Here is a 15,200-nt window from a genome sequence, read left to right as displayed (position 1 = left end):
ACTATGGCCATGCGGTTTTTAAATATTGGATACGGAAATATTGTATCTGCTCATCGAATTATTGCTATTGTAAGTCCGGAGTCAGCTCCTATTAAACGAACAGTACAAGAAGCACGCGAACATAATGCTTTGCTTGATGCTACGTATGGGAGAAAAACAAGGGCGGTTATTGTTATGGATGATGGGCATGTTGTATTAAGTCCAATTCAACCAGAGACGATTGCACATCGTTTGAATAATAAAGAAGATTTAAGTGAGGAAGGGTAGGTTTTACATATTTATGAGAAGTAGAAGAGGATTGCTCATCGTTCTTTCAGGGCCTTCTGGGGTTGGAAAAGGAACGGTTCGTAAAGAGCTGTTTAGCCATGAGGATACACGTTTTCAGTACTCTATTTCAGTAACGACACGTAAGCCGCGTGAAGGTGAAGTAGATGGTGTGGATTATTTCTTTAAAGAAAGAGAAGAATTTGAGGAAATGATTCGTAATGAAAGATTACTTGAGTGGGCTGAGTTCGTAGGTAATTATTACGGAACACCAATTGACTATGTTGAAAAAACATTACAAGAAGGAAAAGATGTATTCTTAGAAATTGAAGTGCAAGGAGCAATTCAAGTTAAGAAAGCTTTCCCAGAAGGTGTATTTATTTTCTTAGCACCTCCAAGTTTATCTGAACTAAAGAGCCGTATTGTCGGACGTGGTACAGAGACTGAAGATGTTATTGAAAATCGTTTAACTGTAGCGAAAGAAGAAATCGAGATGATGGACGCTTACGACTATGTAGTAGAAAACGATCAAGTTGAATTAGCTTGTGATAGAATTAAAGCGATTGTGGTTGGCGAACATTGCCGCCGCGAAAGGGTAGCAAAATATTATAAAGAAATGACGGAGGGTCTATAATTATGTTAAATCCATCAATTGACTCATTACTACAAAAAATCGATTCTAAGTACACATTAGTAACAGTGGCTGCAAAACGCGCACGTGAAATGCAACTTGCTAATAACTGTGTTGTAGAGCAACCTGTTTCTCATAAATGTGTAGGTAAAGCATTAGAAGAAATCGATGCAGAAGCATTAAGCTACGTACCAAGTGAAGATAAAGTAGCTGAATAAGCCTTTGCCTTCGACAAAATAAAACATAGACTTTATAATTTTCTATGTAACGGTAACAACCTATTTACAAGTAGGTTGTTATTTTTTTACGAAAGGAATGAAATATTGGTACTGACGAGCTGGGAATTCTATTTCAGTATTATAAGTTTGAAAAAGAAAGAGGACGAGTCATATGCTAAAAGGGAAAAAGATACTTCTATGTGTAACAGGAGGCATTGCGGTTTTTAAAGCAGCTGCGTTAACGAGTAAATTGACACAATCTGGCGCGATTGTAAAAGTAATGATGAGTGAGTCGGCAATGAAGTTTGTTACGCCTCTTACATTCCAAGCGCTTTCTCGCCATGATGTATATACGGATACGTTTGATGAGAAAGACTCGGCTGTTATTGCTCATATTGATTTAGCAGATTGGGCGGATGTTGTACTTGTCGCACCTGCTACTGCCAATTGTATTGGAAAGTTAGCTGGTGGTATTGCAGATGATATGATTACAACTACTCTGTTAGCTACTACAGCCCCGGTATGGATTGCGCCTGCTATGAATGTGCATATGTATGAAAATAAAATTGTTCAAAAAAATATGATGACATTGAAAACGCTAGGATATACATTTATTGAGCCTGGGGAAGGCTTTTTAGCATGTGGATATGTAGCGAAGGGACGACTAGAAGAACCTGAAGCGATTATTGCACGGTTAGAGGAAGCTTTCTCAGAACACAAACCATTGCAGGGAAAAAGAATATTAATAACTGCTGGCCCAACACGTGAAAAAGTTGATCCAGTTCGTTTTATGACGAATTTTTCTTCTGGAAAAATGGGGTATGCGATTGCAGAAGTGGCGGCGAATTTAGGCGCTGATGTTATACTCGTTTCAGGACCGACAGCATTAAATCCACCGTTACATGTAACGACAGTGCAAGTGGAATCTGCACAAGATATGTTAGAAGCAGTTCTTCAACATTATCAAAACGTAGACGTTGTCATTAAAACAGCAGCAGTTGCAGATTATCGTCCGAAATATGTTCATGATAATAAAATGAAAAAGCAAAATGGTGATGCTGTCATTGAACTCGAAAGAACGGTGGATATTTTAAAAACGTTAGGTCAGAAAAAGGATCAACAGTTACTTATCGGTTTTGCTGCTGAAACGACAAATGTAGAGGAATATGCAACGAAAAAACTACGTGAGAAAAATGCAGATATGATTGTCGCGAATGATGTAAAAGCGCAAGGAGCTGGATTTGGCACGGATACGAATATTGTAACAATGTATAGAAAAGATGGAAAAGTTATTGAGTTACCACTTTTACTGAAAAAAGAGGTAGCTCGTGAAATATTAAAGCAAATTGAAATGATGTTAGAAGATGATCGTTTATGAAATTTGCAAGTGTAATTGTTGATGTACCTGCCCGTCAGACAGATCGACCATTTGATTACATTATCCCTGAAAAATGGGAAGATATTGTACAGACAGGAATGCGTGTAGTAGTTCCGTTTGGGCCAAGGAAATTACAAGGTTTTATTATTGGGATTAAAGATTCGGTGGATGTAGAAAGTAAGAAGTTAAAGACAATCCATGAAATATTAGATGTAACACCGGTTTTAAATGATGAATTATTAAAGCTTGGATATTGGCTTACAAGTGAAACGTTATGCTACATGATTTCAGCTTTTCAAGTGATGCTTCCAACTGCGATAAAAGCAACGTATAAAAAACGTCTACAAATTTGTAAGCAGGAAGAAATAGCATCTGAAATACTATATTTATTTCAGGATAAAGAAGCAATTGATTTTGAAGTAATCGAGCAGCAGCCACATTTATACCGGACTATTCAACAAGAAATTAAAAATGGTACGGTTGAAGTCGTTTATCAAGTGAAAGATAAAGTACAAAAGAAGAAGCAAAGAGTTGTTCAGCCGGAGTTGCCAGAAGATAAATTGGAATTAGCGGCATTTGAACTGAAAAGTAAAAAACAACAAGATGTACTTTATTATTTTGTGGAAAATTATAAAAGTGTACCGTTGAAAATAATTACAGAAGAGTTACAAATAACAGATGCTCCAATAAAAGCACTTGTTAAAAAGGGCTTCATTTCAGAAAAGTATGTGGAAGTATACCGAAATCCGTATGACGATGATGATTTTGAACAAACGAAACCATTTCCACTTACGGAGGAACAAAAACAAGTTATTACACCGATTTTATCATCAATTACAAATGAAACTTATAATCCATTTTTACTATATGGTGTTACAGGAAGTGGAAAGACAGAAGTATATTTACAATCTATAGCAGCAGTGCTCGAGAAAGGAAAAGAAGCTATCGTTCTTGTTCCTGAAATTGCACTAACGCCCCAAATGGTGGATCGTTTTAAAGGTAGGTTTGGCTCGCAAGTTGCAGTTCTTCATAGTGCGTTGTCTGTTGGAGAAAAGTATGACGAGTGGCGTAAGATTTTAAGAAAAGAAGTGAAAGTTGTAGTTGGTGCGCGTTCAGCCGTTTTTGCGCCTTTTGAGAATTTAGGGATTATTATTATTGATGAAGAGCATGAATCAAGTTACAAACAAGAAGATAATCCGAGGTATCATGCAAGAGATGTAGCTATCTGGAGAGGGCAATATCATAAATGTCCTATCGTTCTTGGTAGTGCGACACCAACACTTGAATCGTTTGCAAGGGCGAAAAAAGGTGTTTATAAACTACTAACAATGGAAAAACGTATGAATGAACAAGCTTTACCAACGGTAGAGATTGTTGACATGCGAGAAGAACTTCGTGACGGGAATAGATCAATGTTTTCTAAGGCGCTGCATGAAAAAATAGCAGATCGATTAGAAAAGAAAGAACAGATGGTACTATTTTTAAATAGAAGAGGTCATTCTACATTTGTTATGTGCCGTGATTGTGGGTATGTTGTACAATGTCCGCATTGTGATATTTCATTGACATATCATAAAATGAATCATCGTTTAAAATGTCATTATTGTAGTTACGAAGAGAATATGCCAACTGAGTGTCCAGCTTGTCAAAGTACATACATTCGTTTCTTTGGTACAGGTACACAAAAGGTAGAAGAAGAAATTACAAAACTATTTCCAGAGGCGCGAGTCATTCGAATGGATGTAGATACGACAAGTCGAAAAGGAATGCATGAAAAATTATTAAAGGCGTTTGGGGAAGAAAAAGCAGATATACTACTTGGAACACAAATGATTGCTAAAGGATTAGATTTTCCGAAAGTAACGCTTGTTGGGGTTTTAACTGCAGATACGACGCTTCACTTACCTGATTTTCGGGCAAGTGAAAAGACATATCAGTTATTGACGCAAGTAAGTGGACGAGCGGGTAGACATGAATTGCCAGGGGAAGTTGTGATTCAAACGTATACGCCAGAACATTACAGCATAGAGTTAGCGAAGAATCAACAATATGATGTGTTTTTTGACCAAGAAATGCAAATGAGACGAACAAGACAATATCCCCCATATTACTATGTTGTACTTGTAACTGTATCTCATCCTGAATTATTAAAAGCGGTGCAAGTGACGGAAAAAATTGCCTCGTATTTACGAACGCATTGCTCACAGCAAACAATGGTGTTAGGACCAGTTGCTTCAGCAATTCCAAGGATAAAAGATAGATATCGTTATCAATGCATGATAAAATACAAACGGGAACCAAACTTAAAGAACGTGCTCAAAATGGTAAATGAACATTATCAAGCAGAAATGCAAAAAGAGCTACAAATCTCAATTGATTTTAATCCAACAATGTTAATGTAGCGGAGGGAAATATGGCAGTTTTAGAAATAATCAAGCATCCAAATGAAGTGTTAGAAACACCATGCGAAAGAGTAATTAACTTTGATAAAAAGTTAGTGAAATTGTTGAAAGATATGCATGAAACAATGTTAATTGCGGACGGAGTCGGTTTAGCTGCGCCTCAAGTAGGTGTAAGCTTGCAAGTAGCGGTTGTTGATGTCGATGATGATACTGGGAAAATCGAGTTAATCAATCCATCAATATTAGAAAAACGTGGTGAACAAGTAGGTCCCGAAGGCTGTTTAAGCTTCCCGGGACTTTATGGTGAAGTAGAACGTGCCGATTATATTAAAGTAAGAGCGCAAAATCGCCGTGGGAAAGTATTTTTATTAGAAGCGGAAGGATTTTTAGCACGTGCAATTCAACATGAAATCGATCATTTACACGGTGTTTTATTTACATCGAAAGTGACAAGATATTATGAAGAAAACGAACTAGAATAGGTGTTAAAAGGAGCGGTTTTTAAATGATAAAAGTAGTGTTTATGGGAACACCGGACTTTTCAGTGCCGGTGCTTCGTCGTCTTATTGAAGATGGCTATGAGGTAGTAGGTGTTGTGACGCAACCTGATCGTCCAGTAGGTAGAAAAAAAGTATTAACACCTACACCTGTTAAAGTTGAAGCGGAAAAACATGGTATCCCTGTGTTACAGCCGTTAAAAATTCGTGAAAAAGATGAATATGAAAAAGTATTGGCATTAGAGCCAGATTTAATTGTAACAGCTGCATTTGGTCAGATTGTACCAAATGAAATTTTAGAAGCACCGAAGTATGGATGTATTAATGTCCACGCTTCTTTACTTCCTGAACTTCGTGGTGGTGCACCAATTCATTATGCAATTATGGAAGGTAAAGAAAAAACTGGTATTACAATTATGTATATGGTAGAAAAATTGGATGCTGGTGATATCTTAACGCAAGTGGAAGTGGAAATTGAAGAGCGTGAAACGACAGGCTCATTATTTGATAAATTAAGTGAAGCTGGAGCACACCTTCTATCTAAAACAGTACCTTTATTAATTCAAGGTAAGTTAGAGCCGATTAAACAAAACGAAGAAGAAGTAACGTTTGCTTACAATATAAAACGTGAACAAGAGAAAATTGATTGGACAAAAACAGGTGAGGAAGTATACAATCACATTCGCGGATTGAATCCATGGCCAGTTGCTTATACAACTTTAGCAGGACAAGTTGTTAAAGTATGGTGGGGAGAAAAAGTGCCTGTAACTGAACCGGCTGAAGCAGGTACGATTGTTGCAATCGAAGAAGATGGTTTTGTTGTAGCAACTAGTAATGAAACAGGTGTTAAAATTACTGAATTGCAACCTTCTGGTAAAAAGCGTATGAGTTGTTCACAATTTTTACGTGGAACAAAACCTGAAATTGGAACGAAGTTAGGAGAAAATGCATGAGACAAAATGTTCGTGAATTAGCTCTTGATGGTTTAATTCAAGTGGAAAAAAGTGGTGCATATAGCAACTTACTTTTAAATAATCTAATTGAAAAAAGTGCAATTGATAGAAAAGATATTGGTTTATTAACTGAAATTGTATATGGAACGATTCAACGTCGTGACACATTAGATTATTATTTACAGCCTTTTTTAAAAAAGAAGGTTGAGGCGTGGGTAAGGGTATTGCTTCGCTTATCTTTATATCAAATGATTTATTTAGACCGAGTGCCAGAAAGAGCGGCTATTCATGAAGCGGTTGAGATTGCAAAGCGTCGCGGGCATAAAGGAATTGCTGGTATGGTGAACGGTGTATTACGTTCGATTCAGAGAGAAGGTGTACCTTCTGTAGATGAAATCAAGGATCCAGTAGAACGTCTTGCAATTGCGACAAGTCATCCAGTTTGGCTTGTACAAGAGTGGACTTCTGCATATGGCTTAGAAACTGCAGAGAAAATGTGCGAAGTAAACATGTTACCACCTGTACCAACAGCACGTGTGAATGTTGATAAGGTAACGGTAGAAGAAGCGATTGAGTTGTTGGCAAGTGAAGGTATAGAAGCAAAACGTGGTGACTTGTCAGATGATGCAATTCAGATTGAAAGAGGAAATGTAGCGCATACAGAAGCGTTTAAAAAAGGATTTCTTTCTATTCAAGATGAAAGTTCTATGCTTGTAGCACGCGCTTTAGAACCGAATACGGGAGATGCAGTTCTTGATAGTTGTGCTGCTCCAGGCGGAAAAACAACGCATATCGCGGAACGATTAAAGGGAACTGGTAAGGTCATGTCCCTTGATTTACATGCACACAAAGTACGTTTAATTAAACAGCAAGCAGAGCGACTTGGTCTAGAAAATGTCGAAACAAAAGCGCTAGATGCTAGAAAAGTGCAAGAGCACTTTGCAAATGAAACGTTTGATAAAATATTGGTAGATGCACCGTGTTCTGGATTTGGTGTAATTAGACGTAAGCCTGATATTAAGTTAGGAAAAGATAAAGGCGATAGTGAAAGATTATCGACGATTCAACTTGCGATACTAGAAAAAATAGCACCATTATTAAAACAAGGCGGTCGTCTTGTTTATAGTACGTGCACAATTGAGAAAATAGAAAATGAACAAGTAATAGATAAATTTTTAAAAGAACATCCTGAATTTGAATGGGATACTACGATAAAAGAACGTATGCCAGAAAAATTAAGTCCGTATATTAATGAAGGTCAAGTACAAATTTTACCGCATTATTTTGCAACGGATGGCTTTTATATTGCTTGTTTAAGGAAGAAGGTGTAGCATCATGGAAACAACTGTAAGAAAACAAAAGAAAAATGTAGAAACGAAGAAACCATCAATTTACTCTTTACAACTTCATGAAATGCAAGATTGGTTAAAGGAACAAGGAGAACCGAAGTTCCGCGCTGGACAAATTTTTGACTGGCTATATAAAAAACGTGTAAAAAATTATGAGGATATGTCAAACCTTTCTAAAGGATTGCGTGATAAATTGTCGAATTCCTTTGATATTACTACTTTAAACACGTTAGTAAAACAAACGTCTTCAGATGGAACGATTAAATTCTTATTCCAATTATATGACGGATATTCTATTGAAACGGTATTAATGCGACATGAATATGGAAATTCCATTTGTGTAACAACGCAAGTTGGTTGTCGTATTGGATGTACGTTCTGTGCTTCGACACTTGGTGGACTAAAACGAAACCTAGAAGCTGGAGAAATCGTAGCGCAAGTAGTAGAAGTTCAGCGTGCGCTTGATGAAACAGAAGAACGTGTAAGTTCTCTTGTTGTTATGGGAATTGGAGAACCATTTGATAACTACGATAATTTAATGGGATTCTTACGCATCACTAACCATGAAAAAGGACTTCATATTGGTGCTAGACATATGACTGTTTCGACGAGTGGAATTATCCCGAAAATTTATAAGTTTGCTGAAGAAGAACTACAAATTAATTTTGCGATTTCATTGCATGCTCCAAACTCAGAATTACGTTCAAAATTAATGCCGATTAACCGTGCTTATAAATTACCGGATTTAATGGAAGCTATTAAATACTATGTAAATAGAACAGGGCGCCGTATTACTTTTGAATATGGATTATTTGGAGGAGAAAATGACCAAGTTGAGCACGCTGAAGAGCTTGCTGCGCTCTTAAAAGGTGTAAAATGTCATGTAAACTTAATCCCGGTAAACTACGTACCTGAACGTGATTATGTACGTACACCACGTGAGCAAATTTTCTTGTTCGAGAAAACGTTAAAAGATCGTGGAGTGAATGTAACGATTCGCCGTGAACAAGGTCATGATATTGACGCAGCCTGCGGTCAGTTGCGTGCGAAGGAGCGCAAAGAAGAGACGAGGTGACGAGATGAAAGCCGTATTTCTATCGGATAAAGGAAAAGTTCGTCAACATAATGAAGATAGTGCAGGAGTTTTTCACAATTTAGATGGAAATGTTTTAGCGGTAGTAGCAGATGGAATGGGAGGTCATCGAGCTGGTGATGTAGCTAGCTCGATGGCCATTCAATTATTCCATGATTATTGGAAGCAAACGCATAATATGAATGAACCGAAAAAAGTAGAACAATGGTTACATACTAGTGTTGGGATTATTAATGAGCGCATATATGAATACGCTCAGCAAAATGTAGAATGTAATGGTATGGGAACAACGCTTATAATAGCTGTTTGTACACCAAGTTTTGTGACGATAGGGCATATAGGAGATAGTCGTTGCTATATGGTATCAGAAGGAGAAATGACGCTTGTAACGGAAGATCATTCGCTTGTAAATGAGCTTGTGAGACATGGTGAAATTTCAAAGGAAGATGCAGAGTATCATCCGAAAAAGAATGTGTTATTAAGAGCGCTAGGAACAGAAGAAAAAGTTGGATTAGATGTTAAAACGTTGGTGCTTGAGGAAGATGATCAATTACTTCTTTGCTCTGATGGGTTATCAAACAAAGTTTCTATTGATGATATGCAACAAATTTTACAGTTAAATGAACAGCTTGAAGGTAAAGGGCAGCGTCTCATTCAATTGGCGAATGATCGCGGTGGAGAAGATAATATCACACTTGTTCTTATTGATTATGCGGGTTCGACAAACGAAAGTAGGTGAAGTGCAACGTGCTGATTGGAAAACGCTTAAATGACCGTTATAAGCTGCTGAAAATGATTGGTGGTGGCGGAATGGCCAATGTATATTTAGCTCATGATGATATACTTGGCCGAGATGTAGCGGTAAAAATATTAAGACTCGACTACTCAAATAACGAAGAGTTTATTAAACGTTTCCATCGAGAAGCGCAGTCTGTTACAACGTTGTCGCATCCAAATATTGTGAATATGTATGATGTCGGAGAAGAAGATGGTATATATTATCTTGTCATGGAATATGTACCCGGGCAAACATTGAAGCAATACATAATTGAGCGAGGTATGTTACCTATAGGAGAAGCTCTTGATATTATGGAGCAGTTAACATCCGCCATGGCACACGCCCATCATTTTGAAATTGTGCATCGTGATATAAAGCCGCACAATATTTTAATTCGAGCTGATGGAATAATAAAAGTAACAGATTTTGGAATTGCGACAGCTACAAGTGCAACAACAATTACACATACAAATTCAGTACTGGGTTCAGTCCATTATTTATCACCAGAACAGGCACGTGGCGGGATAGCAAATAAACAATCGGATATTTATTCTCTTGGAATAGTTATGTTTGAATTGTTAACAGGAAGACAACCGTTTTCTGGCGAATCTGCTGTTGCTATAGCTTTAAAACATTTACAAAGTGAAATCCCATCACCAAAAAGATGGAATGAAAATATTCCGCAAAGTGTTGAAAATATTATATTAAAGGCAACTGCAAAAGATCCTTTCCATCGATATCAATCTGCCAATGCTATGAAGCGAGATATTGAAACTGCGCTATATCCAGAGAGGATAAATGAGCAACCATTTTACATACCAGAAGATATGGAAGCGACGAAAGCGATTCCGATTATTCAACAAGAACAATTATTTGAAAATGTAAGTGATGAAACGATTGTTTTAAAAGGGAGTAAAGTGGAAGAACCGATAAGAGCAGAAGCAGCTGAGTTAGATAAGAAGAAAAAACGGAGTAACAAGTGGCTTAAAGTTTTAATTTCAACATTTTTATTTTTAGCAATAGGAATAACATTAGCGCTTACGGTTATTCCAGGATTATTTATTCCGAAAGATGTGAAAGTTCCTGATGTGGCTGGTATGAAATACACGACAGCTGTAAATACGTTAGTAGAAAAGGGCTTTGAGGTGACGGAGCCTAATATTGTATATACAGATGATATTGAAGTTGGGGATGTAATAAAAACGGAACCTGTAGCAGGAAGAGTCGTAAAAGAAAACGCTAAAATTACTATCTATCAATCAGGTGGAAAAAAGAAAAGTAAGATGGCGAATTTCACAGGGCAAAACTTTGAGAGTGTAAAAGCTGAGTTAGAAGAAAAATATAAACAAGTTACAGTAAATTATATTGAAAATGATAAGCCGAAAGGTGAAATTGTAGAGCAAATTCCGACGCCTGATCAAATGGTTATAGAAGCGGAGCAAGAACTGAAAATCTGGGTAAGTAAAGGTCCTTATCAAATTAGACCAGGTGACTTTTCGGGATGGACTGAAAATAGTGTAACTGGTTATTTGAATGAGAGAAAACTAACGTCAGATATAAAACGAGAGTATTCAGATTCAGTCGAAAAAGGACTTGTAATTTCGCAATTTCCAAAACCAGGTACACCATTAAAAGAGGGAGATAAAGTAACTATTATTATCTCTGATGGTCAAAAGCCTAAAGTGACTAAAACGGTAAAAGTGGACAATATCTCTATCCCATATGAGCCTGCTGTAACAGGTGAAAAAAAGCCGCAAACAATAGAAATTTATAAAGAAGACATGCAGCAAAAAATGGATAGACCGGTTGAAACAAGAACAATTACTGAATCAGCGACTATTTCTTTAGAATTTGTAATTCAAGAAGGTTCAAAGGGACACTATAAAATTGTACGAGATGGAGTAACGATTATTGATAAAGAAGTACCATATCCAACTCAATAATAGTGAAAGTCTACTTATTATTATTGCCTGTTATGCTGTCTACAAAGTGGACGGTATAGCAGGCAAAAATATATGATTCAAAAAGCTAGTAAAGTGATGCAGCTGTAAATATTTTTTTGCATTTAATGGGAAATTTAATGTATATTAGCGAAAGTATATATGGTAGGTTTTGAAATCGTTATTTGGAAAATTTAAATCCATTCATTTTTAAATTCAGCATCACCTTATACAAAAAAAGGAGAATTCTATGCCAGAAGGAAAAATTATAAAAGCTTTAAGTGGGTTTTATTACGTGCAGCATGAAGAAGGGGTTACGCAATGTCGTGGGCGAGGTGTATTTAGAAAAAATAAAATTACACCACTTGTAGGAGACCAAGTTGTTTTTCAGGCAGATAATCCAACTGAAGGTTATGTGCTTGAAGTGTTTGATCGAAAAAATGAACTTGTTAGACCTCCTATTGCTAATGTCGATCAAGCGATCCTTGTGTTCTCTGCAGTAGAACCAGATTTTAATCCTGGACTGTTAGATCGATTTTTAGTGCTGATTGAATATCATAACATTAAGCCAATTATTTGTATTAGCAAGATGGATTTAGTAGATGAAAAGATGAAAGCAACTGTTGAAGCTTATGCGAATGATTATCGTGAGATGGGTTATGATGTTTTATTTACTTCTATTAATACGTCAGAAAGTATTGATATATTAAAACCATACTTAGAAAATTGTGTTTCTGTCGTTGCGGGTCAATCTGGTGTTGGGAAATCTTCAATGCTTAATGTGCTACGTCCAGAATTAGAGCTGAAAACAAATGATATTTCCTCCCATTTAGGACGCGGGAAGCATACGACAAGACACGTAGAATTAATTGCAATTGGGAGTGGACTAGTAGCAGATACACCGGGTTTTAGTTCACTAGATTTCATTGATATAGAAGTAGAAGATCTTACATATTGTTTTCCAGAGTTGAAAGAAGCGAGCCAATACTGTAAATTTAGAGGGTGTACACATCTTTCTGAACCGAAATGTGCTGTGAAAGCTGCGGTTGAAGAAGGGAAGATTACAGAATATCGCTATAAGAACTATAAACAATTCGTAGAAGAAATTAGAGAGAGAAAGCCGAGGTATTAGTTATGATTAAAATTGCACCATCGATTTTATCAGCAGATTTTTCAAAATTAGGGGAAGAGATTAAAGATGTAGAAAAGGGCGGAGCGGATTACATTCACGTTGACGTAATGGATGGACATTTCGTACCAAATATTACGATTGGACCATTAATTGTAGAAGCTATCCGTCCAATTACATCATTACCATTAGATGTACATTTAATGATTGAAAATCCTGATAACTATATCCCGACTTTCGCACAAGCGGGAGCGGATATTATTACTGTTCACGTAGAGGCGTGTCCGCATCTGCATCGTACAATTCAGTTAATTAAATCTCACGGTATTAAAGCGGGCGTTGTATTAAATCCACATACGCCAGTTTCAGTGATTGAGCATGTATTAGAAGATATAGATATGGTATTACTTATGACAGTAAACCCTGGATTTGGTGGACAGAAGTTTATCCATTCTGTATTACCGAAAATTAAACAAGTTGCAGACATGGTGAAAGAGCGCAATCTAGAAGTAGAAATTGAAGTTGATGGTGGTGTAAATGCTGAAACAGCAAGACTTTGTGTGGAAGCAGGAGCAAATGTACTTGTAGCTGGATCAGCAGTATACAATCAAAAAGACCGCGGTGAAGCAATTCGCGTAATTCGTGGGTAGTGATGAACTTTTATCCTAGTAAGGTATTCATAGGATAGGGTAAAAATATGTAAAAAGGCAATCTACCGAATGGCAGATTGCCTTTTTACAATGGAAGGGGAAGAAAAAATGATTATTCATATTTTGGCAGGAGGACCTTCGGAATATTGCGCAGATTTTGCTCGATATGAGAATGAGGAAGTAGTGTGGGCTGCGGTTGATAGGGGAGTATACCGTCTATTAAAGAAAGGGATTACCCCGGCTGTTGCGTTTGGAGATTACGATTCAGTTACTGAAGAAGAATTAGTATGGATGGGACAGCAAACGAACGAATTACATATTGTTCCGCGGGAAAAAGATCAAACGGATTTAGAAATTGCAATCAACTGGGCATTAGGACAGAAGCCGGCACTAATTCGTATTTTTGGTGCTACCGGTGGAAGACTTGATCACGGTTTGGCAAATATACAAATGCTTTTAAAAGGGTTAGAAGTAGAGATAGAAATGTGTATTGTGGACAATAAAAATGAAATAACAGTTAAAAAAGTGGGTACACATATAATTGAAGAAAATAAAAATTTTCCTTATGTATCTTTTGTACCAGTTACTGAAATAGTGGAAGGGATTACATTGTTTGGTTTTAAGTACCCTCTTACTAATAAAACAATAGAGTGGGGATCAACACTTTGTATTAGTAACGAACTCGTTGAGGAAAAAGGTACTTTTTCATTTACTTCTGGCATATTAATGTTGATAAGAAGCACTGATTGAAGAAACAATTTTGCTCCTTACATCATATAGTGACCAAGTGGAGTAATGGGGATTAGGAGGGAAACCATGAGATTTTATACAATTAAGTTACCTAAATTTCTTGGTGGAATTGTTCGTGCAATGTTAAATACCTTCAAAAAAGATTAAAAAAAGCACCTATCACCGGTGCTTTTTCCATTGTTATAGTAAAAAAAGAGCCTATCGGCTCTTTTTTTTATTATTAAACACGTTCGATTTTGCCAGATTTTAATGCTCTAGCAGAAACGTAAACACGTTGAACTTTTCCGTCGATGCGTACGCGAACTTTTTGAAGGTTAGCGCCCCACTTACGTTTTGTAGCGTTCATTGCGTGAGAACGAGAGTTACCAGAACGAGCTTTTCTTCCAGTAATAGCACAAACACGAGCCATTTATATTTCCCTCCCTTGATACCTTACCATACGTAATTTTTCAATGTTAGTCTTTTATGCGATGCTAAAAACACTACTATAATTTAACACAACTAAAAAGAGAATGCAACACCGTAGAAAAAAGAAATCAAGAAAATTTACTTGACACTATATGTCAATGAAGAAAAGTTAAAATCCATAAAAATTGCTTGACATATTATAGTGGTACATGTTGTATAATAACAATGGACTATTTTGCTCATCATAAAAAAGTGTAATTTAAAACATAAAATATGAGAGTGAAAAGAAAGAACGATGGAATTTTCTTTAAAAAGATTATATGATAGTAACTAAAGTAGTCTAGCTCACTTTCACCATTTATGAAGGGGGAAACGAGATGTCAATTGAAATTAAAACGAAGTACGGTCAAATTGATATTAGTACAGATGTAATTGCAACAATTGCTGGAGGTGCCGCGGTAGATTGCTACGGTATCGTAGGTATGGCATCAAAAAATCAGTTAAAAGATGGATTAACAGACATTTTACGAAAAGAAAACTTCACTAGAGGTGTTATTGTTCGTAAAGATGAAGATGAAGTACATATTGATATGTATATTATTGTGAGCTATGGTACGAAAATTTCAGAAGTGGCACATAATGTGCAGACGAAAGTGAAATATACATTAGATCAAACTGTAGGACTAGCAGTAGATTCTGTAAACATCTACGTACAAGGAGTTAAAGTAATAAACTTGTAATGTGCATTAAGGAGGAAAAT

17 protein-coding genes are annotated in these 15,200 nt (G+C 36.6%); 16 read left to right on the top strand and 1 reads right to left on the bottom strand.

The features are described 5' to 3' along the window. The first annotated feature begins 3 nt into the window (after positions 1-3). The 15 genes from remA to spoVM all read left to right on the top strand — a co-directional run bounded on the left by remA (position 4) and on the right by spoVM (position 14,179). A complete protein-coding gene (gene remA / locus N2V79_RS18600) occupies positions 4-267 on the top strand; it encodes an extracellular matrix/biofilm regulator RemA (protein WP_001251456.1) in 264 nt (87 codons plus the stop codon). A gap of 13 nt (positions 268-280) precedes the next feature. Then, positions 281-898, top strand: coding sequence for a guanylate kinase (gene gmk, locus N2V79_RS18595; protein WP_001257742.1), 618 nt, complete (start codon positions 281-283; stop codon positions 896-898). A gap of 2 nt (positions 899-900) precedes the next feature. Next, entirely contained in the window at positions 901-1,113 is a 213-nt protein-coding gene (gene rpoZ, locus N2V79_RS18590; RefSeq protein ID WP_000933961.1) for a DNA-directed RNA polymerase subunit omega, read from the top strand. A 172-nt stretch (positions 1,114-1,285) separates the two neighbouring features. Then, entirely contained in the window at positions 1,286-2,491 is a 1,206-nt protein-coding gene (gene coaBC, locus N2V79_RS18585) for a bifunctional phosphopantothenoylcysteine decarboxylase/phosphopantothenate--cysteine ligase CoaBC (protein WP_200458035.1), read from the top strand. Beyond that, a complete protein-coding gene (gene priA, locus N2V79_RS18580; protein ID WP_340720132.1) occupies positions 2,488-4,893 on the top strand; it encodes a primosomal protein N' in 2,406 nt (801 codons plus the stop codon). The genes coaBC and priA overlap by 4 nt, the downstream gene beginning before the upstream one ends. A gap of 11 nt (positions 4,894-4,904) precedes the next feature. Beyond that, on the top strand, positions 4,905-5,375 hold the full coding sequence (gene def / locus N2V79_RS18575; RefSeq protein WP_000279455.1) for a peptide deformylase: 471 nt from the start codon (positions 4,905-4,907) through the stop codon (positions 5,373-5,375). A 23-nt stretch (positions 5,376-5,398) separates the two neighbouring features. Beyond that, entirely contained in the window at positions 5,399-6,343 is a 945-nt protein-coding gene (fmt, locus tag N2V79_RS18570; RefSeq protein ID WP_000598805.1) for a methionyl-tRNA formyltransferase, read from the top strand. Then, a complete protein-coding gene (gene rsmB, locus N2V79_RS18565; protein ID WP_001249664.1) occupies positions 6,340-7,674 on the top strand; it encodes a 16S rRNA (cytosine(967)-C(5))-methyltransferase RsmB in 1,335 nt (444 codons plus the stop codon). The genes fmt and rsmB overlap by 4 nt, the downstream gene beginning before the upstream one ends. Before the next feature lie 4 nt (positions 7,675-7,678). Next, positions 7,679-8,767 carry a 23S rRNA (adenine(2503)-C(2))-methyltransferase RlmN gene (gene rlmN, locus N2V79_RS18560; RefSeq protein WP_000450550.1) on the top strand — a complete coding sequence of 363 codons (1,089 nt, stop codon included), beginning with the start codon at positions 7,679-7,681 and terminating at the stop codon, positions 8,765-8,767. Between the two features lie 4 nt (positions 8,768-8,771). After that, positions 8,772-9,524 carry a Stp1/IreP family PP2C-type Ser/Thr phosphatase gene (locus N2V79_RS18555; protein ID WP_000648708.1) on the top strand — a complete coding sequence of 251 codons (753 nt, stop codon included), beginning with the start codon at positions 8,772-8,774 and terminating at the stop codon, positions 9,522-9,524. Between the two features lie 8 nt (positions 9,525-9,532). Further along, positions 9,533-11,506 (top strand): Stk1 family PASTA domain-containing Ser/Thr kinase, encoded by a 1,974-nt coding sequence (pknB, locus tag N2V79_RS18550; protein WP_000904746.1) that lies wholly within the window; start codon positions 9,533-9,535, stop codon positions 11,504-11,506. Between the two features lie 247 nt (positions 11,507-11,753). Further along, entirely contained in the window at positions 11,754-12,635 is an 882-nt protein-coding gene (gene rsgA / locus N2V79_RS18545) for a ribosome small subunit-dependent GTPase A (protein WP_001113932.1), read from the top strand. Positions 12,636-12,637: 2 nt separating this feature from the next. Then, positions 12,638-13,282 (top strand): ribulose-phosphate 3-epimerase, encoded by a 645-nt coding sequence (gene rpe, locus N2V79_RS18540; protein ID WP_000589974.1) that lies wholly within the window; start codon positions 12,638-12,640, stop codon positions 13,280-13,282. Positions 13,283-13,351: 69 nt separating this feature from the next. Beyond that, positions 13,352-14,032, top strand: a complete 681-nt coding sequence (locus N2V79_RS18535; protein WP_000752665.1) for a thiamine diphosphokinase — start codon at positions 13,352-13,354, stop codon at positions 14,030-14,032. A 66-nt stretch (positions 14,033-14,098) separates the two neighbouring features. Beyond that, entirely contained in the window at positions 14,099-14,179 is an 81-nt protein-coding gene (gene spoVM / locus N2V79_RS18530; protein WP_001213599.1) for a stage V sporulation protein SpoVM, read from the top strand. Positions 14,180-14,252: 73 nt separating this feature from the next. Here spoVM and rpmB read toward each other — a convergent pair whose 3' ends face one another. Continuing rightward, on the bottom strand, positions 14,253-14,441 hold the full coding sequence (gene rpmB, locus N2V79_RS18525) for a 50S ribosomal protein L28 (RefSeq protein WP_000124776.1): 189 nt from the start codon (positions 14,439-14,441) through the stop codon (positions 14,253-14,255). 376 nt (positions 14,442-14,817) lie between these two features. Here rpmB and N2V79_RS18520 point away from each other — a divergent pair, with 376 nt between their 5' ends. Next, positions 14,818-15,180, top strand: a complete 363-nt coding sequence (locus N2V79_RS18520; protein ID WP_000021109.1) for an Asp23/Gls24 family envelope stress response protein — start codon at positions 14,818-14,820, stop codon at positions 15,178-15,180. Positions 15,181-15,200: the final 20 nt, after the last annotated feature.

Source organism: Bacillus sp. CH_70 (assembly GCF_038007045.1).
In the GTDB taxonomy this organism is placed as follows: domain Bacteria; phylum Bacillota; class Bacilli; order Bacillales; family Bacillaceae_G; genus Bacillus_A; species Bacillus_A cereus.
Note: the sequence above shows the minus strand (reverse complement) of the source record. Positions and strands in the feature narration are given on the sequence as shown.

What these genes read in the sequence shown, in the direction of transcription:
- remA (WP_001251456.1), top strand. Translation starts at nt 4, where the DNA reads ATGGCCATGCGGTTTTTAAATATTGGATACGGAAATATTGTATCTGCT.
- gmk (WP_001257742.1), top strand. Translation starts at nt 281, where the DNA reads ATGAGAAGTAGAAGAGGATTGCTCATCGTTCTTTCAGGGCCTTCTGGG.
- rpoZ (WP_000933961.1), top strand. Translation starts at nt 901, where the DNA reads ATGTTAAATCCATCAATTGACTCATTACTACAAAAAATCGATTCTAAG.
- coaBC (WP_200458035.1), top strand. Translation starts at nt 1,286, where the DNA reads ATGCTAAAAGGGAAAAAGATACTTCTATGTGTAACAGGAGGCATTGCG.
- priA (WP_340720132.1), top strand. Translation starts at nt 2,488, where the DNA reads ATGAAATTTGCAAGTGTAATTGTTGATGTACCTGCCCGTCAGACAGAT.
- def (WP_000279455.1), top strand. Translation starts at nt 4,905, where the DNA reads ATGGCAGTTTTAGAAATAATCAAGCATCCAAATGAAGTGTTAGAAACA.
- fmt (WP_000598805.1), top strand. Translation starts at nt 5,399, where the DNA reads ATGATAAAAGTAGTGTTTATGGGAACACCGGACTTTTCAGTGCCGGTG.
- rsmB (WP_001249664.1), top strand. Translation starts at nt 6,340, where the DNA reads ATGAGACAAAATGTTCGTGAATTAGCTCTTGATGGTTTAATTCAAGTG.
- rlmN (WP_000450550.1), top strand. Translation starts at nt 7,679, where the DNA reads ATGGAAACAACTGTAAGAAAACAAAAGAAAAATGTAGAAACGAAGAAA.
- N2V79_RS18555 (WP_000648708.1), top strand. Translation starts at nt 8,772, where the DNA reads ATGAAAGCCGTATTTCTATCGGATAAAGGAAAAGTTCGTCAACATAAT.
- rsgA (WP_001113932.1), top strand. Translation starts at nt 11,754, where the DNA reads ATGCCAGAAGGAAAAATTATAAAAGCTTTAAGTGGGTTTTATTACGTG.
- rpe (WP_000589974.1), top strand. Translation starts at nt 12,638, where the DNA reads ATGATTAAAATTGCACCATCGATTTTATCAGCAGATTTTTCAAAATTA.
- N2V79_RS18535 (WP_000752665.1), top strand. Translation starts at nt 13,352, where the DNA reads ATGGCAGATTGCCTTTTTACAATGGAAGGGGAAGAAAAAATGATTATT.
- spoVM (WP_001213599.1), top strand. Translation starts at nt 14,099, where the DNA reads ATGAGATTTTATACAATTAAGTTACCTAAATTTCTTGGTGGAATTGTT.
- rpmB (WP_000124776.1), bottom strand. Translation starts at nt 14,441, where the DNA reads ATGGCTCGTGTTTGTGCTATTACTGGAAGAAAAGCTCGTTCTGGTAAC.
- N2V79_RS18520 (WP_000021109.1), top strand. Translation starts at nt 14,818, where the DNA reads ATGTCAATTGAAATTAAAACGAAGTACGGTCAAATTGATATTAGTACA.